This is a genomic window from Heyndrickxia vini, from assembly GCF_016772275.1.
In the GTDB taxonomy this organism is placed as follows: Bacteria; Bacillota; Bacilli; order Bacillales; family Bacillaceae_C; genus Heyndrickxia; species Heyndrickxia vini.
On the sequence record NZ_CP065425.1, the window covers coordinates 573,333 to 596,392 of the forward strand.

25 protein-coding genes are annotated in these 23,060 nt (G+C 40.6%); 11 read left to right on the forward strand and 14 right to left on the reverse strand.

Features of this window, described 5'->3' with window-relative positions:
• Positions 1-3 precede the first annotated feature (3 nt).
• The 7 genes from I5776_RS03115 to I5776_RS03145 all read right to left on the reverse strand — a co-directional run bounded on the left by I5776_RS03115 (position 4) and on the right by I5776_RS03145 (position 7,770).
• Complete coding sequence (locus I5776_RS03115) at positions 4-873, reverse strand: DODA-type extradiol aromatic ring-opening family dioxygenase (protein WP_246483892.1); 870 nt, start codon at positions 871-873, stop codon at positions 4-6.
• 81 nt (positions 874-954) lie between these two features.
• Entirely contained in the window at positions 955-1,641 is a 687-nt protein-coding gene (locus tag I5776_RS03120) for an ABC transporter ATP-binding protein (RefSeq protein ID WP_202778927.1), read from the reverse strand.
• Positions 1,641-2,711: an ABC transporter permease gene (locus I5776_RS03125; RefSeq protein ID WP_202778928.1), complete on the reverse strand. Its 1,071-nt coding sequence runs from the start codon at positions 2,709-2,711 to the stop codon at positions 1,641-1,643. Before I5776_RS03125 ends, I5776_RS03120 begins: the two co-directional genes overlap by 1 nt.
• A gap of 73 nt (positions 2,712-2,784) precedes the next feature.
• Positions 2,785-4,164: a sensor histidine kinase gene (locus tag I5776_RS03130; RefSeq protein WP_202778929.1), complete on the reverse strand. Its 1,380-nt coding sequence runs from the start codon at positions 4,162-4,164 to the stop codon at positions 2,785-2,787.
• Positions 4,161-4,838 carry a response regulator transcription factor gene (locus I5776_RS03135; protein ID WP_202778930.1) on the reverse strand — a complete coding sequence of 226 codons (678 nt, stop codon included), beginning with the start codon at positions 4,836-4,838 and terminating at the stop codon, positions 4,161-4,163. Before I5776_RS03135 ends, I5776_RS03130 begins: the two co-directional genes overlap by 4 nt.
• A gap of 113 nt (positions 4,839-4,951) precedes the next feature.
• Positions 4,952-6,406 carry an alanine/glycine:cation symporter family protein gene (locus tag I5776_RS03140; RefSeq protein WP_202778931.1) on the reverse strand — a complete coding sequence of 485 codons (1,455 nt, stop codon included), beginning with the start codon at positions 6,404-6,406 and terminating at the stop codon, positions 4,952-4,954.
• Between the two features lie 1,175 nt (positions 6,407-7,581).
• Positions 7,582-7,770, reverse strand: a complete 189-nt coding sequence (locus I5776_RS03145) for a hypothetical protein (RefSeq protein ID WP_202778932.1) — start codon at positions 7,768-7,770, stop codon at positions 7,582-7,584.
• Between the two features lie 111 nt (positions 7,771-7,881).
• Between I5776_RS03145 and I5776_RS03150 the strand changes: the two genes are divergently transcribed.
• Both I5776_RS03150 and I5776_RS03155 read left to right on the forward strand, forming a co-directional pair.
• Complete coding sequence (locus I5776_RS03150) at positions 7,882-9,018, forward strand: zinc-dependent alcohol dehydrogenase (RefSeq protein WP_202780650.1); 1,137 nt, start codon at positions 7,882-7,884, stop codon at positions 9,016-9,018.
• 200 nt (positions 9,019-9,218) lie between these two features.
• Positions 9,219-9,419 (forward strand): PspC domain-containing protein, encoded by a 201-nt coding sequence (locus I5776_RS03155; RefSeq protein WP_246483893.1) that lies wholly within the window; start codon positions 9,219-9,221, stop codon positions 9,417-9,419.
• A 49-nt stretch (positions 9,420-9,468) separates the two neighbouring features.
• Here the strand turns inward: I5776_RS03155 and I5776_RS03160 are convergent, their stop codons facing one another.
• Complete coding sequence (locus I5776_RS03160; protein ID WP_202778933.1) at positions 9,469-9,948, reverse strand: hypothetical protein; 480 nt, start codon at positions 9,946-9,948, stop codon at positions 9,469-9,471.
• A gap of 225 nt (positions 9,949-10,173) precedes the next feature.
• On the opposite strand from I5776_RS03160, the gene I5776_RS03165 reads away from it, so the two are divergent.
• Positions 10,174-10,683 carry a DUF1697 domain-containing protein gene (locus I5776_RS03165; protein WP_246483894.1) on the forward strand — a complete coding sequence of 170 codons (510 nt, stop codon included), beginning with the start codon at positions 10,174-10,176 and terminating at the stop codon, positions 10,681-10,683.
• 147 nt (positions 10,684-10,830) lie between these two features.
• On the opposite strand, the gene tagU is transcribed toward I5776_RS03165, so the two are convergent.
• On the reverse strand, positions 10,831-11,754 hold the full coding sequence (gene tagU, locus I5776_RS03170; RefSeq protein ID WP_281397287.1) for a polyisoprenyl-teichoic acid--peptidoglycan teichoic acid transferase TagU: 924 nt from the start codon (positions 11,752-11,754) through the stop codon (positions 10,831-10,833).
• A gap of 343 nt (positions 11,755-12,097) precedes the next feature.
• Between tagU and nagA the strand changes: the two genes are divergently transcribed.
• Genes nagA through I5776_RS03190 form a run of 4 tightly spaced genes read left to right on the forward strand, consistent with a single transcriptional unit; the run spans position 12,098 to position 14,916 of the window.
• On the forward strand, positions 12,098-13,252 hold the full coding sequence (gene nagA, locus I5776_RS03175) for an N-acetylglucosamine-6-phosphate deacetylase (RefSeq protein ID WP_202778934.1): 1,155 nt from the start codon (positions 12,098-12,100) through the stop codon (positions 13,250-13,252).
• Positions 13,253-13,254: 2 nt separating this feature from the next.
• Positions 13,255-13,980 (forward strand): glucosamine-6-phosphate deaminase, encoded by a 726-nt coding sequence (nagB, locus tag I5776_RS03180; protein WP_202778935.1) that lies wholly within the window; start codon positions 13,255-13,257, stop codon positions 13,978-13,980.
• Entirely contained in the window at positions 13,973-14,683 is a 711-nt protein-coding gene (locus tag I5776_RS03185; protein ID WP_202778936.1) for a GntR family transcriptional regulator, read from the forward strand. Before nagB ends, I5776_RS03185 begins: the two co-directional genes overlap by 8 nt.
• 41 nt (positions 14,684-14,724) lie before the next feature.
• A complete protein-coding gene (locus tag I5776_RS03190) occupies positions 14,725-14,916 on the forward strand; it encodes a hypothetical protein (RefSeq protein WP_202778937.1) in 192 nt (63 codons plus the stop codon).
• Positions 14,917-15,086: 170 nt separating this feature from the next.
• Here the strand turns inward: I5776_RS03190 and I5776_RS03195 are convergent, their stop codons facing one another.
• Genes I5776_RS03195 through I5776_RS03210 form a run of 4 tightly spaced genes read right to left on the reverse strand, consistent with a single transcriptional unit; the run spans position 15,087 to position 17,571 of the window.
• Entirely contained in the window at positions 15,087-15,497 is a 411-nt protein-coding gene (locus I5776_RS03195) for a hypothetical protein (RefSeq protein WP_202778938.1), read from the reverse strand.
• A 9-nt stretch (positions 15,498-15,506) separates the two neighbouring features.
• Positions 15,507-16,307, reverse strand: coding sequence for a DUF2785 domain-containing protein (locus I5776_RS03200; RefSeq protein ID WP_202778939.1), 801 nt, complete (start codon positions 16,305-16,307; stop codon positions 15,507-15,509).
• Between the two features lie 15 nt (positions 16,308-16,322).
• Positions 16,323-17,123: a PP2C family serine/threonine-protein phosphatase gene (locus I5776_RS03205; RefSeq protein WP_202778940.1), complete on the reverse strand. Its 801-nt coding sequence runs from the start codon at positions 17,121-17,123 to the stop codon at positions 16,323-16,325.
• Positions 17,110-17,571, reverse strand: coding sequence for an HIT family protein (locus I5776_RS03210; protein ID WP_202778941.1), 462 nt, complete (start codon positions 17,569-17,571; stop codon positions 17,110-17,112). The genes I5776_RS03205 and I5776_RS03210 overlap by 14 nt, the downstream gene beginning before the upstream one ends.
• A gap of 348 nt (positions 17,572-17,919) precedes the next feature.
• On the opposite strand from I5776_RS03210, the gene pxpB reads away from it, so the two are divergent.
• The 4 genes from pxpB to I5776_RS03230 are packed head-to-tail and all read left to right on the forward strand — an operon-like array spanning position 17,920 to position 20,833.
• On the forward strand, positions 17,920-18,615 hold the full coding sequence (gene pxpB, locus I5776_RS03215; protein WP_246483895.1) for a 5-oxoprolinase subunit PxpB: 696 nt from the start codon (positions 17,920-17,922) through the stop codon (positions 18,613-18,615).
• Positions 18,600-19,514: a 5-oxoprolinase subunit C family protein gene (locus tag I5776_RS03220; protein WP_202778943.1), complete on the forward strand. Its 915-nt coding sequence runs from the start codon at positions 18,600-18,602 to the stop codon at positions 19,512-19,514. Before pxpB ends, I5776_RS03220 begins: the two co-directional genes overlap by 16 nt.
• A gap of 5 nt (positions 19,515-19,519) precedes the next feature.
• Entirely contained in the window at positions 19,520-20,278 is a 759-nt protein-coding gene (locus I5776_RS03225; RefSeq protein ID WP_202778944.1) for a LamB/YcsF family protein, read from the forward strand.
• 51 nt (positions 20,279-20,329) lie between these two features.
• Positions 20,330-20,833, forward strand: a complete 504-nt coding sequence (locus tag I5776_RS03230; RefSeq protein ID WP_246483896.1) for a DinB family protein — start codon at positions 20,330-20,332, stop codon at positions 20,831-20,833.
• 919 nt (positions 20,834-21,752) lie between these two features.
• Here I5776_RS03230 and I5776_RS03235 read toward each other — a convergent pair.
• The gene (locus tag I5776_RS03235) at positions 21,753-22,826 is read right to left on the reverse strand and encodes a C40 family peptidase (protein ID WP_246483897.1); all 1,074 of its coding nucleotides are present in this window, start codon (positions 22,824-22,826) and stop codon (positions 21,753-21,755) included.
• Positions 22,827-23,060 lie beyond the last annotated feature (234 nt).

Sequence of the window (23,060 nt, forward strand, 5' to 3'; positions counted from 1 at the left end):
ATGTTACTCGTCACCATCGGACGTTGAGATTTCGGCACAAATAAGTCCGAAATAGGTCGGTACTTCATAGGAGTATAGATGAATCTTCCTGGATTCTTTTGGAATTGCCCCGGCTAAAATCAATGTTTGCCATATGCCATCGGGTTTAGCCGCTTCGATATATTCCGCGTCGAACTCTGCCATTTTCTCCAACTCATTGGACCGAATGAAACCAACTACCTCTTCGTCCAGCATTTCAGCAGCGGGATCAAAGCCATATGGTCCCTTTTCATCATGGGCATGTGCCCAATCACAGCTTGCAATTAAGGCTACACGCTTTCCACTGTTGTGGACTACTTGGCTAATCACTTCACCGAGTTTCATATGCATGTCGAACGAAAGCTCACGTGATGGATTGATGACAACGATAGGAACATCCGGCATAAATGATAGCGGAACGATGGAACCCCAATCGAGTGGAAGACAGGATATCGGACCCGCTGCCGTCCCGAAATTAATCGAGGCGATCGGAATACTTTGTTCTGCCGCCACTTCAGTAATGGAAACGGCCAAATTTCGATCAACATACCGTTCGAGCTCATAATAGCCATCATTTTCTTCAACAAATCCATACATTCTTTCACTATTTGTAACAGAGAAATACCCATCAATTCGTGTTCCGTGTGGAGTTAACACAATAATCGTTTCCGGCTTTGCATCTTGCATTTTTTTACCAAGCCTTACCATACTGTTTCGTGTCAATTTCATTCGATCCGGCAATGCTCCACATAATTCAGGGATTATTTCTCCACCGTGGGGGGCAATGCAGGCAAACACAAATGGATTCATCATCATCACTCTTTCACGAATATATTTACCATCTATATTCGTCAAAGAATTGCAAAACCCTCTAATATAAGTCAGAAAGTTGAGAAATTAATAGTACTAAATTTTTTCACATTCAAAGTTATCGTTTCAGGCACTCATTTCAGATAATTTCCCATCTTCAATATAAACGATGCGATCGCACAGATCCAACATGCGTTTATCATGGGTTACCATGACAGCTGCTTTTTGACTGCGTTTTACCTCATCTGCGAGCATTTCGACAACGGCACGGCCACGTTCGGAATCAAGACTTGCAGTTGGTTCATCTGCTAAAATAATCTCAGGATTATTCATCCAAGCACGAGCAATGGCAACACGTTGACGTTCACCACCAGACAAATTTTCTGGATAGTTATTCTTTCGGTGACTCAATCCAAGGCGTTCTAGTAGCTCATCTGCTTTTCTTTCCGCCTCTTTCTTTTTCTTTCCTGTTAATTCAGCAATTAATAATAATTGATCACGCACCGTTAAATAAGGAATCAAATTCGATGATTGGAACATAAAGCCGATTTTTTCTAGTCGAATCCGATTTAAGTGTTTCGGAGATAATTGACCGAGATCTTTCCCGCCAATCAGAATCCGACCGCTCGTAGGAGTCAGCAGTGCACCTGCAATGGATAGAAAGGTGCTTTTACCTGACCCGGAAGGACCGACAACGGCGACAAATTCTCCCGCTTTCACCTGTAAGGAAACTTGGTCGAGCACTTTTACTTGTGTATCGCCATCACCGAACATCTTGCTAATGTTTTCAAGAACTAGTTTGTTTTTTTCCATTATGCAGCCCTCCCAATGGCTTCAAGTGCATCAATTTTTGCAACTTGATAGAGTGATAGTAATGATCCAATAACGGATACGGCTAAAAATAATCCAGAACAAGTGGCGACTAATTGTGGACTCAAGTCAAAAGGCATGCTGCTTGGTAACACCAAGGAAATGCCATATGATAACCCAATACTAATAACAAGACTTACGATAGAAAGGGCTAATACTTGGGACATAATATTGCGGGCCAAATAGCTCGATTTCGCACCAATTGCTTTCAAAACACCAAATTGATTCATTTTTTGAATCGTGATGACGTAAAAGAACACAGCCAATACAAAGGCGGCAATGACAAACAAAAAGGCGATCATCATCATTAAGGAGCCTTGTTCCTCTTGGTAGCCTGGAATACCTTTTAATGCTTCGGTTTTACTTATGACATTTACCCCGGATAGCTCTTTTTTTGCAATCGGATCAGGTGATTGTAAGGCAATCGCATTTAATGGTTTATTCGTTGCTTCCCATTCTTTTAGATTCATATAAATGACAGGGGAGTGGCTGAACGATTGGCCACTTGTAAAACCACTAATTTTATATGTCTTACCTGTGATTTGATCTTCTATGTGATCCCCTAATGTTAACCCATTTTCTTTTAATGACTGATCGGCAATGATTGCATTGGAAGTGGAAGAATCAATCATTTTTCCTTCAACAATAGGCGGTGCGAGCATTCCTTTTACATCGATGGCAAACATCGTGACATCGATTTTCGTTGAGGAACCGTTTTTTGTAATGTTGGTCATTTGAATGCCGAATGGCGTTGATGGGTGATCTTTCGTCAATTTCTCTATATTATTCACCTGTTCTTCGGAAAGAACAGAACGATTTAATCGATTTTGCGAGTCCTTCTGAAGAACGAAATAATCAGCGTTCATCTTTTGAATCGAGGAAGCATTGTCGGATGAAAGTCCCTTTGCTAAACCTGAAACAAAGAGGACGAGCAACGAAATCAACACCATAATAAATCCAATTAATAAATAGCGCATTTTCGCATATTTCAATTCCCTTAACGCAAGAAACATCTTCTATTCATCTCCATTCCTTTAACTTACGTTAAGTATAGGAAGGGAATATGAACGGAAGATGAACAAGGGATTACACATTTGGTAATGTGATTATAAACGTCGTTCCTCTGCCTAATTGGCTATCAACTTGAATCTTTCCACCATGAAGCTCGATAATCTTTTGGGTAATCGCAAGTCCTAGACCACTGCTGCCTTCTTTGCGATTCCTTGCCTTATCGACTTTGTAAAAACGTTGAAAAATCCGGGATAAATCCTCTTCAGCGATGCCGATTCCGGTATCTTGTATTTTGACGATGCATGTTTCAGCATTTGCGTGAACCTCAAGTGAAATGGCTCCGCCTGGTTCTGTGTATTTTATGCTGTTCGTAATCAAATTTGTCCAAACTTGGTGAAGGAGTTTTTTGTCCGCTTCGATATAAGTGGAGGGAAGCTCCATATCAATCGCGATGTCTTTATCACGCCAACTCCATTCGGTCATAAATAGTACCTGTTTCACTTGATCAGCTACATCAAACCGCTCTTTTTCTAAAATTCCTTCCTCTTTATCTAAGGAGGCGAGTGTCAGTAATTGTTTGCTGAGCTGTGACATGCGTCTGCTTTCGTCCTCAATAATCGATAAATATTTTTCCTGTTGTTCGTCGGATAGCTTTTTAGAACGCAATGTTTGTGAAAATCCTTGAATCGATGCAAGCGGTGATTGTATTTCGTGTGATACGTTCGAAACGAATTCCTGTCGCATTTCTTCAAGCTGTTTTAAGCTTTTCGTCATCTCGGAAAAATGACTGGCTAACTGACCGATTTCATCCTTTCGTTTGACGTTTAATTGAATATTGTAATTTCCTTTTGTCAGTTTTTTCGTTGCATCTGTTAGTTTTACAATCGGTTTGACGATATAGCGGGTACTAATAATAACGAACACAATGCTTAATAAAATGGTAAAAACGAGGAGGACAGCAAAAAAGATGCGCATCTCTCCAAATTGAGCTTCAAGATTGGGCCTCATGAAAAGGGCGTGTGGCGTTCCTTTAATCGTAATCGGAACACCAATTGTATTTTTAACCGAGTTATCAAAGAAACCAGTCACAAATAATCGGGAGGGGAATTCCTTAATTCCATGATAGACATTTCCTTGTAGAACGTTTTGAATGACCGTTGGACTCAGTTTTTTTTCACGAAAATCTCCCCCGTAAAATTTCCCTTTCCCATTCGTATCAACAATATATAATTGATACCCAAGCCTTCCGACGTAATCAAGATAGGTATCCGAATCGGAGGAGGAATGTTTTTCAAAAAAGACGAGAACATCCTCTACCATATTCGTGACCTTTTGATCATTATGTGATTTTAAAAAATAATGGTAATACAAATTGGATATAAAAAAGGACAGCAAGGCACTAAATAGCATGACAAAGATTGTTGTCCAAACGATTCGTACATAAAGCGTCTTCACTTTTTCGTTACCTCCAGCTTATAGCCGACACCACGGACAGTACTAATGTGGAAATCATCAGTCCGTTTCGTAAAACGCTCCCGTAATCGTTTAATATGGACGTCCACCGTACGATCATCACCGTTAAAATCCGGACCCCAAATGAGTTGAATTAATTCTTCCCGGCTAAAAATCCGATCCGGATAACTGGCCAACTGTGCGAGCAGTTCAAATTCTTTCATCGGTAGCATGAGGAGTTTTCCGTTGCAATGAACTTCATAGCTTTTTCGATCAATAATGGTATCATTCAATGTCAGCTTTTCAGAATTGACCATTTGATAACGACGGAACAATGCTTTCATACGAAAAAGCAATTCCTGCGGCTCAAACGGCTTCGTTAAATAATCGTCTGTCCCGACAGAAAATCCTTTTTCTTTATCTGCGAGTTGATCTTTCGCAGTTAATAAAATTACAGGAAAGTCGTAGTACTTTCGAATTTCCTCACAAAGCTGCAGTCCATCCATGTTCGGCATCATGACATCAACAATGGCTAGATGGATTTGTTGTTTTGTAAGAAGTTCTGATGCCTCTTTGCCATCAGCAGCCTCGAATACGAGATAGCCATTTGCTTGCAGCGTATGTCTCAAAAGTTCTCGAATATGCGGGTCGTCGTCAGCAATTAATATATGTAGCATGAAATTTCACCTTCTATTTGCTAAATTCGTATCTTTATTGTGGCTTAATCGACCTGGAAATTCAAATAGAAAAGGCCCGCCCCTTTAGGGCAGACCTTTATGAGTCAAACTCGTTAACTAACTTCCTTTTTATCTCCCTTTTTCGCTTCCACCCAGTAGTCTGCATTTTTAATGCCAAGTGCTTCTGGGTCAAAAACAGGGTCGATTCCCGCTTTTTTCTGTCGCTCGTAATCTTTTAAGGCAACGAGGGCTGGTTTCATGAGAATCACGACGGCGATAATATTTAACCATACCATGATACCAAGTCCTGTATCACCGAAGGCCCACGCTACTTTGGAAGTTTTAACACATCCGTAGAAAACAGCGGCAATACTAACAACTTTGATTAGTAGAATTGCCCAACGATTATTTTTTCCACGTGTTAAATAAGCGACATTTGTTTCAGACATGTAGTAATAAGCCATGATTGTTGTGAAGGCGAAGAAGAATAAGGATATTGCGACGAATCCAGCTCCGAAACCAGGAAATACATGTTCAACCGCTGCCTGTGTATACTGTGGACCAGGTTCGTCAGTTCCCATGTTTTTAAATAAATATTCCCCAGCAGGAGTTTTTGTACTATACATTTTAGTGAAAAGAATCATAAATGCAGTGGCTGTACAAACGAACCATGTATCAATATAAACAGAGAATGCCTGCACTAAACCTTGTTTAGCAGGGTGTGATACTTCAGCGGCACCGGCTGCATGTGCACCAGTCCCTTGACCAGCTTCATTGGAGTAGATTCCGCGTTTTACCCCCCAAGCGATAGCGGAACCAACTAAGCCACCAAACGTTGCTTCTGCACCGAAGGCACTTTTAAAAATAAGAGCAAATACTGCAGGGACTTGATCGATATTTATAAAGACGATAATTAATGCAACAATAATGTAACCAAGTGCCATGAAAGGTACAACGAATTGGGCAACACCGGCAATTCTTTTTACCCCACCAAAAATAATAATTCCTAGTAAAACAGCAATGATTGCGGCCGTAAGCATTTTGTGCATTCCGAAGGCATTATCTAAACCTTCAGCAATCGCATTTGCCTGCACACCAGGCATAAGGAAAGTAAGGGAAATAATTGTGGCAATGGCAAAGACAATACCATACCATCTCATTCCAGTCCCTTTTTCAATGTAGTACGCAGGTCCCCCGCGGTACTCTCCGTCTTGCTTCACTTTGTAAATCTGTGCCAAAGTCGATTCAACATAAGCAGTTGCTGCACCAACGAAGGCGATGAGCCACATCCAGAAAACTGCTCCAGGTCCCCCTAAACCAATAGCAGTTGCAACCCCGGCAATATTTCCTGTTCCCACACGTCCTGATAAAGCGACTGATAATGCTTGGAACGAAGAAATCCCTGCGTCAGAGCTCTTTCCTTTAAACATTTGTGCAATCATGTCCTTAACGAGCCGTACTTGTAAAAAGCGAGTCGAAAGTGAGAAAAACAACCCGACTAAGATACAAATAATGATGAGCGGTGGACTCCATAGGACATCATTTAACCAACCGACAAACTTATCCATCCTTTACCCCCTGAAAGATTTGTAGGTGAAAAATTTCTCCCCTCGCCTAAATTATAGAATATTTCAAAAAATAGAACAATCCTAAAATTTAAATAATTTGTCACAAACGAAAAAGGTTTCGAGGAATAAAAACGGGAGATTCTTGGTGGGTAATCCGATTTTATTCTACTTTTTTACTGCCATTTCAAGTTTCATAGCCAGTCGAAGCGGCAAGACCGGTTTGGAAATTTGATTCAGATTTCCTACAAATTATAAATCCTTTTGCGGGTAGTAAAAGGCAAATGAGCCAGTTGAACCGGTATAGAAGGTCCCATGGAACAGGAAAGCGTGAGGCTATGGGTTCGGAAAGAAGAGAGGAGGTCCGATGGATCAAGAACGTGTGAAGTCATGGGTCCGGAAAGAAGAGAGGAGGTTCGATGGAACAGGAAAGCGTGAGGCTATGGGTCCGAAAAGAAGAGAGGAGGTGCGATGGAACAGGAAAGCGTGAGGCTATGGGTCCGGAAAGAAGAGAGGAGGTCCGATGGATTGGGAACACGTGAGGCTATGGGTCCGGAAAGAAGAGAGGAGGTCTGATGGATCAAGAACGTGTGAGGTCATGGGTCCGGAAAGAAGAGAGGAGGTCCGATAGATCAGGAACGTGTGAGGCTATGGGTCCGGAAAGAGGAGAGGAGGTCCGATAGATCAAGAATGCGTGAGGCTATGGGTCCGGAAAGAAGAAAGGAGGTGCGATGGAACAGGAAAGCGTGAGGCTATGGGTCCGGAAAGAAGAGAGGAGGTCCGATGGATAGGGAACGCGTGAGGCTATGGGTCCGGAAAGAAGAGAGGAGGTCCGATGGAACAGGAAAGCGTGAGGTCATGGGTCCGGAAAGAAGAGAGGAGGTCCGATGGATCAAGAAAGCGTGAGGCTATGAGTCCGGAAAGAAGAGAGGAGGTCCGATGGATCAAGAAAGCGTGAGGCCATGGGTCCGGAAAGAAGAGAGGAGGTCCGATGGAACAAGAACGCGTGAGGCTATGAGTCCGGAAAGAAGAGAGGAGGTTCGATGGATCAAGAACGTGTGAGGCTATGGGTCCTGAAAAAAGAGATCGTGTTCCTTTATCTCAGTCAAAGTCTTTCCAGTTTTTACGTCGATGAGCAAGGCCTTGGCTTTGTATTGAATAGTTGAAAAGTCATCCATTTAGAAATTATGCGGGTTTTTTACTTTGATGGAAGAGATTTCGCCGCAATTTTTGCAAAAGGTAAAAATAAGTGGAGAGCTTTTACCCAATATTTTATCTACTTCGGTTAAACTGGAATATCCATTCCCTAATTTACCTTGTACGAACTCTGTTTTTCCGCATGTTTTGCATGGTTGTTGGTTTTCCATTTTCCTCACCTCTTTGTTTATTTCCCTTTTATACGTTCCATTTTGAGAGAAGGTTTCATTCGTTTTTTGGGGCATGCTAACAATAAAAATTGCGAAGGGATGTTGATGCTTGTGAAAGCAGTGACGTATCAAGGAATTAAAGATGTAAAGGTAAAAGATGTGCCGGAGCCGACCATACATAAGGAAGATGATCTGATTGTGAAGATTACGAGTACCGCTATTTGCGGGTCCGATCTGCATCTTGTGCATGGAATGATTCCGAATTTGCCACATAATTATATTATTGGGCATGAGCCGATGGGAATTGTAGAAGAAGTGGGTCCAGGTGTGACAAATGTGAAGAAAGGGGATCGGGTCATTGTTCCGTTTACCGTTTCTTGCGGTCAATGCTGGTTTTGTCAGCATGAGTTAGAAAGTCAATGTGATCAATCGAATCCGCATGGGGAGGCCGGGGCTTATTTCGGGTATTCGGAAACTTTTGGCGGGTATCCAGGTGGGCAAGCGGAATATTTGCGCGTTCCATTTGGCAATTTCACACCTTTCGTCGTGCCGGAGAATTGCGAGTTAGAAGATGAGAAAATTCTGTTCCTTTCCGATATTATTCCAACTGCTTATTGGGGTGTTGATAATGCTGGGGTGAAGGAAGGCGATACAGTCATTGTTCTTGGCTGTGGACCTGTTGGACTTTTAACTCAAAAGTTTGCGTGGATGAAGGGTGCTAAACACGTGATTGCTGTGGACTATATTGGGTATCGTTTGGAACATGCGAAGAAAACCAATCATGTGGAGGTCGTGGATTTTAGTAAAATCGACCATACAGGTGACTATTTAAAGGAGCTTACAAAAGGCGGGGCAGATGTTGTCATTGATTGTGTCGGGTTAGATGGGAAAAAGTCAGCGATGGAAATGATTGGATCAGCATTGAAGCTTCATGGTGGAACGATGAGTGCGATTGTTATGGCTGCGCAATGTGTTAGAAAGGGTGGAACGATTCAACTAGTCGGTGTATATGGGGCGAGATATAATCAGTTCCCGCTAGGTGACTTATTCTCACGAAATATCACACTGAAAATGGGGCAAGCACCTGTCATCCATTATATCCCAGAGCTATACAAACAAATAATCGATGGCCGATTTGACCCAACCGACATCATCACCCATCACCTCCCACTCGACCAAGCCGAATACGGCTACTCCGTATTCGACGAAAAACAAGACAACTGCATCAAAGTCATCCTCAAACCTTAAAAAGGTGTCACATAAAGCGGTGCCAGGCACCATTTATGCAAAAAACAACATAAATATGCAAAAAAATGAATAAATGGTGCCTGGCACCATTTTTTTCGATGGAGGGGAATGGTAATACCGAATCTTGAATATATCAATAAATAAGTTTAATTTTTTGCAACAGGGAGTAGGGGAAAGGACATAAAAAAGGGGGAGATCATTTGAGTGCCAAAAGATTAACGAAATCGACGATGGATAAAAAAATCAGTGGTGTGCTAGCTGGGATAGCAAATTATTTTGAGGTAGATTCAAACTTGATTCGACTAGGTTTTGTCATCCTTTGCTTAGCCACAGCTATCGTACCATGTATTATTGCTTACTTAATTGCAGACTGGATGATTCCGAAGGATACGGAATTATAATGAAGTTTCCTCTGAATTTAATTCAGCGACAAAGACAAGATCACCGTTCTTACTCGACTTTAATCACAAATGCATAAAAGGCATCACCATTCGACACGTTCTCTTCCTTTTCATCCATCCACCATACACCGTAAGAATAATAATAAATGCCTTTTTCGTTCGGTGCGTAAAAGCTGTTGTCTGTAACAGGAATTTCTATTGAATTGTTTTCAGTCATTTGCTCAACATGAATTTCATTAGGCTTTGGTTCATAATTCATCTTGAAGGTAATTTTTTCACCAGGATGTACGCTGATTGGCGTTTGATCTTTCAAAAGTTCAACAGGTCCAGCAGTATCCACACATTCGCCTTTTCCTTCATGGTTCCAGCAATATGTACCTAAAATTGTTTCGTAAGATTTATTGCCAACCTCAATCTTCGTTTTTGGAGGCTTATTTCCTGTCATGCCGTTGTTGTTCGAATTGTTCGAGTGATTCGAACAGCCCACTACATTAATTACTAACAATAGTAAACCAAACCATTTTAACATTCCCATTCACTCCTTTTTATTATAGACGTTTTATTTTATATAAGGTTACAATTACGTTAATTTCGACTGGCCCTGTGTATGTGGGAGAAGGAAAAGGGCAAAAAATTTAGAGAAAGAAGCATGACTAAACAGGGAAAAAAGCCGAGGGAAAGTAGGTGAAACAAAGTAACTATATATATCGCTTTATTGAGAGGAATCAATGTAGGCGGACATAACAAGATTAAAATGGCGGACTTAAGAAAGATGTTTGAAAAAATGAACATGCCGCATGTTCAAACCTATATTCAAAGCGGAAATGTTTTGTTTGAATCGAACGAAACAGAAGAGCAGCTAGTTGAAAAAGTTGAACATCAAATCTTGGCAGAGTTTGGTTTGACTATATCCGTTATTATAAGAACGGCCACGGAAATGGAGGACATTGTATTAATCTGTCCTTTTTCAAAAAACGCAATCCAGGAAGCGGAAGCGGAAGCGGATACACAATGGGAGAGGCTTTATGTGGCAATGTTGCTGGGGGCGCCTCAACAAGAAAACATCGACCGAATTCATATGTATAAAAATGATCGGGAAGACTATCAGGTTGCGGGACGAGATATCTACTTTCTGTTTCATGACAGCGTACGAAATTCCAAACTAGCAACAAACCTACATAAATTAGAAGTTCCCACCACAATGCGAAACTTGAGAACAATGAATAAACTCGTTTCAATGGCAAAGGCAATGGAAACAAAATAAAAAACATCACTAAAAAATTGAAGCGCATCCAGTGATATATACAAAAGGAACGCATAAATACACAAAAAATGCATAAAAGGTGCCTGGCACCTTTTATGCAAAATGTTGAATACTTATTAAGGAATTTGTATATTTGGTGCCAGGCACCTAGAGTTCTAGGTGTTGTTTGAGGCGGTTGTGTGCTTTTTGTCTTTCGTCATCTGGGACAATGTAGTAGTAGATTCCGCCGATTTTTGTTCCTTGGCCTTTGAGCTGGAATTGTTCGATTTTTTGTCGTGCGTCTTTATAGTATTTTTGAATGGATATCATTTCATCAAAGGTTAGATTTGTTTCCACGTTTTTGCCGAGTGCTTCAAATACATCGTTATATTTTGTTAATGCGGAAACACTAGCCCCTTTACTAATGACGCCTTGAATCACCTGACGTTGACGTTCATTTCGCCCGAAATCACCGCGTGGGTCTTCTTTTCTCATACGGACGAAGGCGAGGGCTTTCTTCCCATCTAAATTCACTTCACCTTTAGGAAAATGATAGCCTCCATAACTGAAATCCAACGTATTATTCGCCGTCACGCCACCTACTGCATCAACAATATCTTCGAAGCCTTCCATATTTACTTTAATATAATAATCAATCGGAATATCAAGGAATTTCTCAACTGTATTCATTGACATGGCCACTCCACCAAAGGCATAGGCATGGTTGATTTTATCCTCTGTTCCTTTACCAACAATTTCAACTCGCGTATCACGTGGGATACTTAACATTTGTACGGATTTAACAGTCGGATTAACGGTTAAAACAATCATTGTATCCGATCGACCGCGATCCCCTTTTCGTTCATCAACCCCAAGCATTAAGATAGAAATTGGATCTTTATCTTTAAATCGGATTTCCTTATCCCTAGAACTTTTACGATCAACAGGGTTATGCATCGTATTAACAGCTTTTGTTAAAGAATGATAGATCGAATAAACATAAGCACCTGCCCCTAAAATGATCACAAGCAGGATAATCCCAATAATTTTCCGTTTTTTCATCTTCTTCTTTTTTAAATTATTTGACCGCATAAATATGCCTCCAAAGGGATTTTTCAATTCTATACCGTTAGATTATCAAATTACCGATGAATTGTGTACCATTATTTGCAAATACTTAATATATATGGATGTATTTTTAAAAAAAGGCTGTTTTCGTAATCAACAATGCTCGTTCCTTTCCGCTGCAGGAATCAAGCTCCTTCCGCTCCAATCCACTCTACTAGTGTTTAATTTTAGAAAACAGTTAAAAAATAACTAAAAATCATATTTGACAATCGGTGAAATAAGCATCATAATAATTGGTATAGACAACTATATCAAAAGAAAATAAGCATACTACTATTATTTCCATTAATAATAAAAAAATGAGGTGATGGCATTGGGACAAAATGTAGTAATCAATGCAAATCTATTTACAGGTGACGAAAATATCGCCAATGGCTTTTTACGATTTGAAGGAAAAAAAATCACAGAAATCGGTGATATGAATCAATATCAACCTGAACAAGATGAAAAAGTAATCGATGCTGGCGGTAACATTGTCATTCCGGGAATGATTGATGTACATATTCATGGAGGGTACGGTGTCGACGTAATGGATGCGGATCCTGAAAAGCTCGTCTTTTTAAGTGAACAGCTCCTTCAAGAAGGTGTCACTACTTTTTTTGCAACGACAATTACCCAAGACTATCCTGCCATAGAAGCGGCACTGGCATCCGTTAAAAAAGCAACAGAAACGGGTAAAACAACGATAAAAGGTGTCCATTTAGAAGGGCCATTTATTTCAGAAAAAAGAGCAGGTGCACAGCCATTAGAATTTATTTCAGCACCGGATATTGATTTATTTTTACAATGGCACGAAGCTTCTGGGAAGCAAATCAAGTTGGTAACTTATGCACCGGAGAAAAAAGGGGCACGTGAGTTCGAAGATGTCATGATTAAGAACGGCATTGTACCTTCAATGGGACATTCCGATGCAGTTCGCGCCGAACTTCTCGAAAGCAAAACAACACATGCCACACATCTTTATAACGGAATGCGCGGCTTGCACCACCGGGAAGCTGGGGTTGCTGGACATGCCTTATTATCACCGCATATCCAAGCGGAAATTATTGCAGACGGAATCCATGTACATCCTGATATGGTCAACCTTACGTATAAGTTAAAAGGTGCAAACGGAATCGTTCTTATTTCAGATGCGATGCGAGCAAAAGGTCTTCCAGATGGAGAATCTGAGCTTGGCGGCCAGAAAGTATTTGTGAAAAATGGCGAATGCCGTCTCGAAAATGGATCACTTGCGGGAAGTATTTTAACAATGGACCAAGCGTTCCGAAATATTATCCAATTTACCGGTTGTTCCATTGCGGAAGCAGTCCAAATGACATCCGGAAACCAAGCAAAAGAATTCGGCTTAACATCAAAAGGATTTTTGAAAAAAGACATGGATGCCGATTTTGCCATCATGAATCAAAATCTCGAAGTCATTGAAACGTATCATTTAGGAAATTCATATAGAAAAGGGGAATAACCATGCAATTACACACTTATTCAACAGTAACTGATGCATCTGCAAAAGCTTTTGATATAATAAAAACAGGAATCGAAAATGGCAGTATTCGTACTTTAGGCCTTGCTACAGGTGGAACGCCATTGAAGTTTTATGAAAAATTCCGCGCATCAAATTTGGATGTTTCAAACGTATCAACGGTCAATCTAGACGAGTATGTCGGATTAAATGCAAAAGATGAAAATAGCTACCGTTATTACATGGAAAAAGAATTATTTTCTCATATGAATTTCAAAGAAACATTCTTGCCAAATGGAATGGCAGCCGATCTAGATGAAGAATGCTTGCATTATGAAGGAATTCTTCAAGACCACCCTGTTGATGTACAAATTCTTGGAATTGGTGAAAACGGCCATATTGGCTTTAATGAACCCGGCACATCTTTCGAATCGCTAACACATGTCGTTGAATTAACAGAGTCAACACGTGAAGCGAATAAACGCTATTTTGACAAAGAAGAGGATGTACCGACACATGCGATTTCTATGGGAATCAAGTCGATTTTATCTGCAAAAAAAATTATCCTACTAGCTTTTGGTGCTAACAAAGCGGAAGCAGTGAAACAAATGTTAGAAGGAGAAGTCAGTGAAGGTTGTCCAGCATCTGTTCTGCAAAAGCATTCTGATGTCATTGTTCTTGCTGATCAGGAGGCAGCCTCATTATTAAAAGAGGGGATTGCACGTGATTAATAAGGAATCGCCGATTCCAATTTATTATCAAATTCAAGAACATATTCGCGAAAACATTAACCAGCAAAAATGGGTCAAAGGGGAAGCGATCCCTTCAGAGCGCATCTTAACCGAACAATTTGGCGTCAGTCGAATGACGATTCGTCAAGCGGTTCAAGGACTTGTCGATGAAGGAATTCTCATGCGCAAACGGGGCAGCGGAACCTTTGTCAGCAATGAAAAGGTAGAACAACCATTAAAAGAAATTACGAGCTTTACCAAACTTATGGAACAACGCGGAATGAAGGCAAGCAGCAAGATTACTGTGTTCAGCATTCGAAAACCGAATGACGGTGAAGCGGAAAAGCTGCAAATCAATCTGGATGCAGACGTCTATCATATTGAACGAATTCGTTTAGGTGACGATATCCCAATTGCAATTGAAACATCTATTGTCCCGTGTTCCATTGCAGAAGGGCTGAAAGAGGAAGATATTCAACATTCTCTTTATGAATTCATCGAGGTAAAAAAAGGCTATCAATTGGGAGATGCCAAACAATCCATCGAAGCGATCGGTGCGACAGAACGCATCTCCAAGCTGCTCGATATTCCCGTCGATTCGCCTATTCTTCAAATCGAACGCGTCGCTAATCTGCGATCGGGCACTCCGTTAGAATACGTCCGATCACAATATGCCGGCAGCCGATTTAAATTTTATTTATAAATAGTAGGGTAAGAACATGCGACCGCATTTGGGAGGGTTGCATGTTTTTTACATTTATTGGGATAATCTATCAATATCGTGCGGCAGGTAATTCGTTACCTACCCGAATCCCGCTGATACGAGCAGGAAGGAAGCGAAAAGTGATGCGAAGTGCTCGAATCTGTTGGATGCGGGAACTTGGTAGTAGGAAAGGCGATGCGAAGTGCTCGAATCCGCTGGAAGCGGGAACTTGATATTCGAAAAGGCGATCCGAAGTATTCGAATCAGAAAAATACGTGAACATGATAACCGAAAAAGTGAGATGAAGTCCCCGAATCCCCATTAAGGAAGAACTTGATTCCAATGCAAAAATCTAAAAAAGAAGTAAAAGAGGTATTGTCCATCAAGGAGGGCGATACCTATTTTACCTTCGTAAGATCTTCACGATTGCATCCTCTGGTGTAAGATATTCGTTATTCAACGAAAAATCCACATGCTGCCGATTGATTTCTGCGTATTGAACAACTTTCCCTTTTTGAAGAAAAACGAGTAAATAAATATCATCCCGCTTGTCGATATTACTTGGGTCTTTAAATTTAGTGCCCAGTTGCTTATTTATACTTTCTTGCACCGTGTAGGGTGGGAAAATAAATGCCTTGTCCCAAGTGAAATCAGTTAATGAATTCAAATCGATTTCATGACTTTTCCCTTTTTTTATCACCTGTGCAATGGAGGATTCTGCTTTTTTATTGTGTTTGACACTGCTGCACCCTGCTAACAGTATGAGCGAACATAGTAGAATCATCGCCTTTTTCAATGAATAACCTTCTTTCATATTTAAAAGTTACGTGTTAAAAGGGTTGAATTTTCTTTCAATTTCCAGTAATTGATCATCCTTTTTTCCGTTTAATCGAATGAAAAGGGATCGGATGAAATGTTTCATATTTATTTTTTTATACATTGAGTAAAGGTCCTTTTTTTCTGGAACATCACCTTGCTCTATCCAGTCCAGCAAGGTTGTAAGAGGAACCTTCTCGCTTTTAATCATTGATGTGACCGCTGTGGCAATTCGCTCATCTTCCTCGGCATCGAATACATGTGTGGCACTTTCAATCAAGTTCAATAGACTCTTCCATAGTTTTTGACATTCGTTTAGTCCAGTAAATCGATTGAGTACACATTCATCAATTGCGTCAGAAATATGTGCGGGTGCATGAGCCCAGCCTTTTTTATCAACAAACGACCGAAAATCTTTTTCTAAAAAACAGTAAGAGATAATCTTATCCTGCACACGCCGATAAATCGACTCATGTAAAAATTCATCCTGATTGTCGCGAATCAGAATAAGAGCAATTAAAAGTGCGGAAAAGCTTCGTAAAAATATGCTATCTGTATCTTCTTCTCCGATTTTGTGAAAAAGCATGTCATTAGAAACGGCATACTCCAAAATTTCCTCTAACTGTTCTCCCGTTAAAAAACGTTCCACAAGCAACCAATGAGAGAGAATAGAATAGGCTAAATCATCCCGCAGCTCCGAATCGATTGACCCCAAAACATTAATCACATTTTGAACGGCTGTGAATTCATCCCAATCATGTGGTAGTTTATAATCATTTTCTTTTACTTGTCTCAATACATCTTTCATCAAACCAATCCACCCCTATAAATCACTTGGCATACTCGCCTCTTTTTCTATATTCACATCCCATGAAACAATGGTCGTACTATCTCTGACATGATTTTTTTGAATTTCTTTTAATAGGAAAAAAACTGCTGAATCTCCAGAATGCTCAGCAAAAACGTCAATAATTTTTTCCGGCTCAGAAAAAGGGTATCCGGGACATTCGACTAATCCGTCCGTTGTCAAAAAGAGATGGTTACGCCCCTTCCGTAACTCGCGTGTGCCAGTACTATAACAGGGAACAGCCTGTTCAAAAGTATTGACGCGACCGACCCACTCATAAAATTGACGTTGATTAAGCTGATATTGACCAAGTGCGGCCAGTTCAGGATGAAAGCAATAAAGCAAACAATCCCCAATCGATAACCACCAAACATACTGATCCTTGCGAACTGTAATTAAGCAGGCAGTTTCCCCTTGAATGTTCCGGCAGGCATGAAGAAAGGATTCTTCTTGGAAAATTCCTAACATAAGCTGTTCAAGCTCACGATTAAATCCATTCCGAATCGGTTGTGCCAAATATTCTTCAATTATTGATTGCTTCTGCTCAAATGCATCAAGAACGAGTTCCGCACTCTGCGCAGAATAATGGGCATCAAGTATCATGACGAACTCCCAATCCTCGTCATCATTGATCCAGACAAGACATCCATCTTCATTTTTGTACGAACCAGATGCAGAATTTCCGCCAAAAAGTCCAACTGTTACATGTTGAATCCGCTGAATAAAGGGTTCGTCCACATAATTTTTTTCACTTCCAACCCACTTAAATGCCGTCATTCTGATTCTCCTCAAGATGGGCTTTTATCCGTTGACAAAGAGCAATCACTTCATTATTATCACCAAACGGAGCATCCGACCAATCATACACGGACATTGGACCCCAATGCTCTTTCGGTGTGTTTGGATAGCGGGGAACGATATGCATATGAAGATGGGGCACCGAATTCCCGGATACGAGAGAATAGATATGTTCCGCCTTTTCGGATTCAATCAACGTCTTACTCACTTTTGCCATAATCATCCCAAAGGACTTCGCTTCGTCCATATTTAAATCCCCAAGGGTCGGCGCATGCCTTTTTAAATCAATCATTAGGTGACCTAGATAACACGGCTCCCCATTTTGATCGATATGCCCAACATACACAAACTCGTCTTCATAAATTGCAATTCCGGCTGATTGTATGTTCCCCCGATGCTTGTCACAGATAAAACATTCCATCCCCATCATCCACCCATTCTTTTTAAAATATTTTGAGAATTACAACACATTTCCAAATTCTTTCCTATAAAAAAATTCCTCGAAATCTGCCTCAATCATTTTAGACATTTTCCCTCGTATTCTGACCCGATTTTTATTTTAGACATTTCCCGGGAAAGTACGATGTATTTTGACAGCAAACTTCCTTTAGGTATTTTTGCTCTCGTTTTGAAGCCGAAGATTCCAATTTGAACCGGTACTTGGGCATCTATCTAATGCCTTTGCTATAAGCAGGAATTGCAATCATAAATATCTTCCTTTTTATGTTACAATTTTAAAAAAACCGAAAACTTAATCGAAAGGGAGGAGATGTTGATGTATCCATTAGGAGATTCTGCGGTTATTCTTGAATTTGGCAATAAAATCAATCACGAAACAAATGAAAAGGTGCTTGCGGCTGCACAACTGCTTAGAAATGATCCTTTTCAAGGTATGATTGAAGTCGTTCCAGCTTACACGACGTTAACGGTTCACTATGATCCGCTTCAAGTACGATCATCATTTCCATATGAAACGATTTGCCGGGAAGTCACTTTAAGGCTTGAAAAAGCTCCGTTTAGACGGCCATCTAAAGGGCGGATCATACGAATTCCAGTATGCTATGACAAAAAGTTTGCCGTCGATTTATCATTTGTTGCGGAGTTTAATGGTTTGTCAGAAAAGGATGTTATCGACATCCATTCTTCGACAACCTATGATGTCTATTTTCTCGGTTTTTCACCGGGGTTTCCGTTTCTTGGCGGTATGAACGAGAAAATTGCGACTCATCGAAAAGACTCACCGCGTGCGAAAATTTTAAAAGGATCAGTCGGGATTGCGGGCGGACAAACGGGGATTTATCCACTTGAAACACCTGGTGGTTGGCAAATCATTGGTCGAACGCCGATGCCGTTGTTGTACCTAGACCAAACTCATCCAACATTATTACAGCCGGGAGATCAAGTCGAGTTTTATCCGATTACCTGTGAGGAATTTGCCGAAATGGAGGGAATGAGATGGGGGTCCGAATAATTAAAGGAGGATTATTGTCGACTATTCAAGATGGTGGGCGGCATGGCTATCAGGCATATGGGTTTGTTGTCGGAGGTGCGATGGATTCATGGGCGATGAAGCTCGCAAATCGTATCGTTAACAACGACCTAAATGCTGCGGTTATCGAAATGACGATGATTGGTGCCACATTTGAATTCGACGAAAATACCTATATTTCTATTTGTGGTGCCGACATGTCACCAACAATAAACGACATCCCGGTGCGAAATGGCAAAGCGATTTTTGTAAAAATAGGAGATGTTCTTTCCTTTAAACAAGCAAGGGAAGGGTGTCGAACCTATCTTGCTGTAAGTGGGGGATTCAATGTTGCGGAAGTTTTACATAGCAAGAGTACCTATTTAAATGCCAATATTGGCAAAAGGCTCGAATCCGGCGATGTCCTATCTATTTATCAAGCTAGCAACATTCCAAACCTCAAACAACGACTATCACCATCCGTATTTACCTATATGAACCAAACGACTATTCGCTATGTGGAAGGCAGGCATGCTCATTGGTTCAGCAGTGAACTTGAAGGGGAGACATATAAAATAAATATCCAATCCAATCGGATGGGGTATCGATTGAATGGACCAATCTTGCGAACGACTGTAGATGACCAGGTCATCACCGAAGGAACAACATTCGGTACGATCCAAGTTCCGCCAAATGGTCAACCAATCATTCTGATGGCCGATCGCCAACCAACCGGCGGATACCCGAAAATTGGGGAAGTCATCACTGCCGATTTACGAATCCTCGCACAAAGAAAGCCAGGGGATGAAATTGAATTTAAGAAAGTCACTCTCCAAGAGGCACAGAAAATCTATCGAGAACAGGCAAAAACAATTCAAATCCTGGAAAAAATGAAAGGATGATATCCATGCATCAAATCGATCTCAATTGTGATCTAGGAGAAAGCTTCGGTCGATATACGATTGGCAATGATATTGAAATCATGAAATACATATCTTCCGCAAATATTGCATGCGGTTTTCACGCAGGTGACCCAAATGTAATGAGGGAGACAGTGAAGCAGGCAGTTCAAAGGGGGGTGAAAATTGGTGCACATCCGGGTTTTGCGGATCTTCAAGGGTTTGGGAGAAGGGAAATGTCCATCCAGCCATCTGAAGCTTACAATCTGATAATCTATCAAATCGGCGCACTTCAAGCTTTTGCAAAAATTTATGGCGCAACCATTCACCATGTAAAGCCGCATGGAGCTCTTTACAATATGGCAGCTGTCGATTCAGAACTTGCAGAAGCATTGGCTCTAGCAATATTTGATCTAGATTCACAACTTATCTTATATGGATTATCCGGTAGTGCCTTGACCAACGCAGGGGAAAAGATTGGGTTGCAAGTGGCACATGAAGTGTTTGCTGACCGCACCTATCAACCAAACGGAACATTAACACCGAGGAGTCAACCGAATGCGCTGATCGCCACTACAGAAGAATCCCTCAATCAAATTTTACAAATGATTAAAGAAAAAAGGGTGAAAACAGTCGGTGGAGGGTACATTCCTATAAAGGCTGATACCATTTGTATCCACGGCGACGGACAACATGCCGTAGCCATCGCAAAAAAGATTGTTCAAACATTGCAACAAGAAAACATTGAAATTCGTTCGTTGGGGTAGGAATGGTTTACATGGTAATTGAATACATATCAAAAGATTGGAGGGGAAAGAATGCAACCTATACAAGAAATGTACAACTATCATGCATGGGCAAATGGGGTCATTATTAATCGGTTAAAAGAACTCCCAACGGAAGTTTATTTCCAGGAATGCCAAAGTGGCTTTTCCACCATTTCAAAGGTAATCGCACATATTTATACAGTGGACTTAATTTGGTATGACATTTTGACTGGTAAGAGCATGAAGGATGCATTTTCATTTGCAAATCAGGAACGTGAGTATTTAGAAGCAATAGGTATTGATGAAATGGAAACCAATTTTGCTGAACTAACTGAGAAGTACACGTCGCTGCTTTGTGAAGAAGATCCGGATCGGGTTATTGTCGTGGATAACCCATATGCTGGATTGCTCGAAACGTCTGTAGCTGAAAGTGTCCTGCATGTTGTCACACACGGCTCCTATCATCGCGGGAATATTGCAACAATGCTGCGCCAATTGGGACACACATCTGTAATGCAAGACTATGGGTTGTATTTATACGATAAGCAGAAATAAGAGTTTAATTTTTAGTTTGAACCAGTGTATCCCGCTATCTCCTGCATGCGACAAGAGGATTCATGCAGGAGACAAGGGAAAATCGCCCTTCCCCTGCATGCAAAGCTAACATGCATGCAGGAGACAAGAGAAAATCGATCTTCCCCTGCATGCAAAGCTAACATTCGAGCAGGAAACAAGGGAAAATCGCCCTTCCCCTGCATGAAAAGCTAACATACATGCAGGAGACAAGGGAAAATCGCCCTTCCCCTGCATGAAAAGCTAACATTCGAGCAGGAAACAAGGGAAAATCGCCTTTCCCCTGCATGCAAAGCTAACATTCGAGCAGGAAACAAGGGAAAATCGCCCTTCCCCTGCATGAAAAGCTAACATTCGAGCAGGAGACAAGGGAAAATCGATCTTCCCCTGCATGCAAAGCTAACATTCGAGCAGGAGACAAAAGAAAATCGCCCTTCCCCTGCATGCAAAGCTAACATTCAAGCAGGAGACAAAAGAAAATCGATCTTCCCCTGCATGCAAAGCTAACATTCGAGCAGGAAACAAGGGAAAATCGCCCTTCCCCTGCATGCAAAGCTAACATTCGAGCAGGAGACAAGAGAAAATCGCCTAATACCTGCATGCATCGTAAGCATTCGTATACACCGAACAAACAAACACGCCTTTTCATACTGGCATCCACACCACACTTAGGAAAATTAATACGGCAATAGAACAGTGCGCCTCAATATTCCAAAAAAAATGCGCAATTATATGATGTATAAATATCAGTTATTGGATTCAAATAAAAAAAACCGGGCTCAGATTTTCTTTTGCCCGGTTCTCTTATATGGTAACAAATTGTATGTTTTTGTAATAGTTGGTCCTAAATAGTAACTGAATAATCTAGCTCCAACTCCTATCGAAGAAAATCGCTAGATGATCATTCGGCTTCATACAACCGTTTAAATCCATCAAAATGCGATTTCCAGTAGGAGTTATCCAGTGAGGAAAGTTGTACTCCGTCTGAACTCGCATGAATAAATTGGTTGTTTCCGATATAGATTCCTAGATGAGAGATTCCGCTTTTATATGTATCTGTAAAGAACACAAAATCGCCTTGTTGTGGTGATTTTGTTACATAATAGGAACGACTGTAATACCCTTCACTTGATGTGCGAGGTAAAGATAATCCTGCATTGTTATATACATAATAAATGAATCCGCTGCAATCGAATCCGTTCAGAGTGGATCCACCCCATACATATGGAATCCCAACTAATTTTTTTGCTTCATCAATTACTTTTTTTGCAGAAAACGATGTATCTAATCCTGCTGGTGTATCTACCTTTGGAGGAGGAGTCGTCGTTTGTCCGGCTTGTTGTTTAATGATGAGCTTTTGACCAACGTAAATCATGTCGGATGTTAGTTTGTTTAGTTTTTTCAATTCAGCGATAGATACGCCGAAATCTTTGCTAATTTTACTTAAAGAATCCCCAGATTTAACTGTATAGGTCGTCCCAGCAACAGGTGGTGTTGGTGATTTTGCCGGTGTTGATGGCTTTGGTGAAGCCGGTTTGGCAGCAGGTGTTTTCGGCTGAGTCGTGGTTGAATTTGGTTTTGAAACTTTTAATTTATCTCCGGGATAAATAATATTGGATTTTAAATGATTCCAACTTTTTAAATTAGCGACCGTAACCTTGTATGTGTTAGCAATTTTACTTAGAGAATCCCCTTTTTTCACGGTATATGTTTTTGTGGTTGAGGTATTTTTTGCTGTAGATACGCTTGAAACCGTTTTAGTAGATTTGGAAACGGTTAACACTTGATTCGGTTTAATCGTGTCACTTTTTAAATTGTTTAGCTTTTTTAAATTAGTTACGGATGTGTCATATTTATTAGCAATTTTCCACAAAGAATCGCCTTTTTTAACCTTGTAAGTGGCGGCCATGGATGGTGCAGCGACGGCTGTGGTAATTATCGTGGTTGCAGCAACCGACACGATCGTCTTTTTCAAAACGCTTTTCCCCCCATTATTACTATTTTGTCTATTATTCTATCAAATTTTTCGACAATTGTACCCCCTTTTTAGCATAAAAAGATTGTTTTCTTACAGATTGAGAAATAAGTAGGGGTTTCTTTCTAAAAACTAGTAATGTTTAAAAATTTCCGATTCAAAACAAGAGGATTTTTTGAAAAGAAGAACAAGTTCTTAGAATAGATGTCCATATCTTTTGTATAATAGGTATGA

Excerpts from the sequence above, each read along its gene's own strand:
- I5776_RS03120 (WP_202778927.1), bottom strand. The coding sequence starts at position 1,641 with ATGGAAAAAAACAAACTAGTTCTTGAAAACATTAGCAAGATGTTCGGT.
- I5776_RS03125 (WP_202778928.1), bottom strand. The coding sequence starts at position 2,711 with ATGTTTCTTGCGTTAAGGGAATTGAAATATGCGAAAATGCGCTATTTA.
- I5776_RS03135 (WP_202778930.1), bottom strand. The coding sequence starts at position 4,838 with ATGCTACATATATTAATTGCTGACGACGACCCGCATATTCGAGAACTT.
- I5776_RS03140 (WP_202778931.1), bottom strand. The coding sequence starts at position 6,406 with ATGGATAAGTTTGTCGGTTGGTTAAATGATGTCCTATGGAGTCCACCG.
- I5776_RS03145 (WP_202778932.1), bottom strand. The coding sequence starts at position 7,770 with ATGGAAAACCAACAACCATGCAAAACATGCGGAAAAACAGAGTTCGTA.
- I5776_RS03160 (WP_202778933.1), bottom strand. The coding sequence starts at position 9,948 with ATGTTAAAATGGTTTGGTTTACTATTGTTAGTAATTAATGTAGTGGGC.
- I5776_RS03165 (WP_246483894.1), top strand. The coding sequence starts at position 10,174 with ATGGCGGACTTAAGAAAGATGTTTGAAAAAATGAACATGCCGCATGTT.
- tagU (WP_281397287.1), bottom strand. The coding sequence starts at position 11,754 with ATGCGGTCAAATAATTTAAAAAAGAAGAAGATGAAAAAACGGAAAATT.
- nagA (WP_202778934.1), top strand. The coding sequence starts at position 12,098 with ATGGCATTGGGACAAAATGTAGTAATCAATGCAAATCTATTTACAGGT.
- nagB (WP_202778935.1), top strand. The coding sequence starts at position 13,255 with ATGCAATTACACACTTATTCAACAGTAACTGATGCATCTGCAAAAGCT.
- I5776_RS03190 (WP_202778937.1), top strand. The coding sequence starts at position 14,725 with ATGTTTTTTACATTTATTGGGATAATCTATCAATATCGTGCGGCAGGT.
- I5776_RS03195 (WP_202778938.1), bottom strand. The coding sequence starts at position 15,497 with ATGAAAGAAGGTTATTCATTGAAAAAGGCGATGATTCTACTATGTTCG.
- I5776_RS03200 (WP_202778939.1), bottom strand. The coding sequence starts at position 16,307 with ATGAAAGATGTATTGAGACAAGTAAAAGAAAATGATTATAAACTACCA.
- I5776_RS03205 (WP_202778940.1), bottom strand. The coding sequence starts at position 17,123 with ATGACGGCATTTAAGTGGGTTGGAAGTGAAAAAAATTATGTGGACGAA.
- I5776_RS03210 (WP_202778941.1), bottom strand. The coding sequence starts at position 17,571 with ATGGGGATGGAATGTTTTATCTGTGACAAGCATCGGGGGAACATACAA.
- pxpB (WP_246483895.1), top strand. The coding sequence starts at position 17,920 with ATGTATCCATTAGGAGATTCTGCGGTTATTCTTGAATTTGGCAATAAA.
- I5776_RS03220 (WP_202778943.1), top strand. The coding sequence starts at position 18,600 with ATGGGGGTCCGAATAATTAAAGGAGGATTATTGTCGACTATTCAAGAT.
- I5776_RS03225 (WP_202778944.1), top strand. The coding sequence starts at position 19,520 with ATGCATCAAATCGATCTCAATTGTGATCTAGGAGAAAGCTTCGGTCGA.
- I5776_RS03230 (WP_246483896.1), top strand. The coding sequence starts at position 20,330 with ATGCAACCTATACAAGAAATGTACAACTATCATGCATGGGCAAATGGG.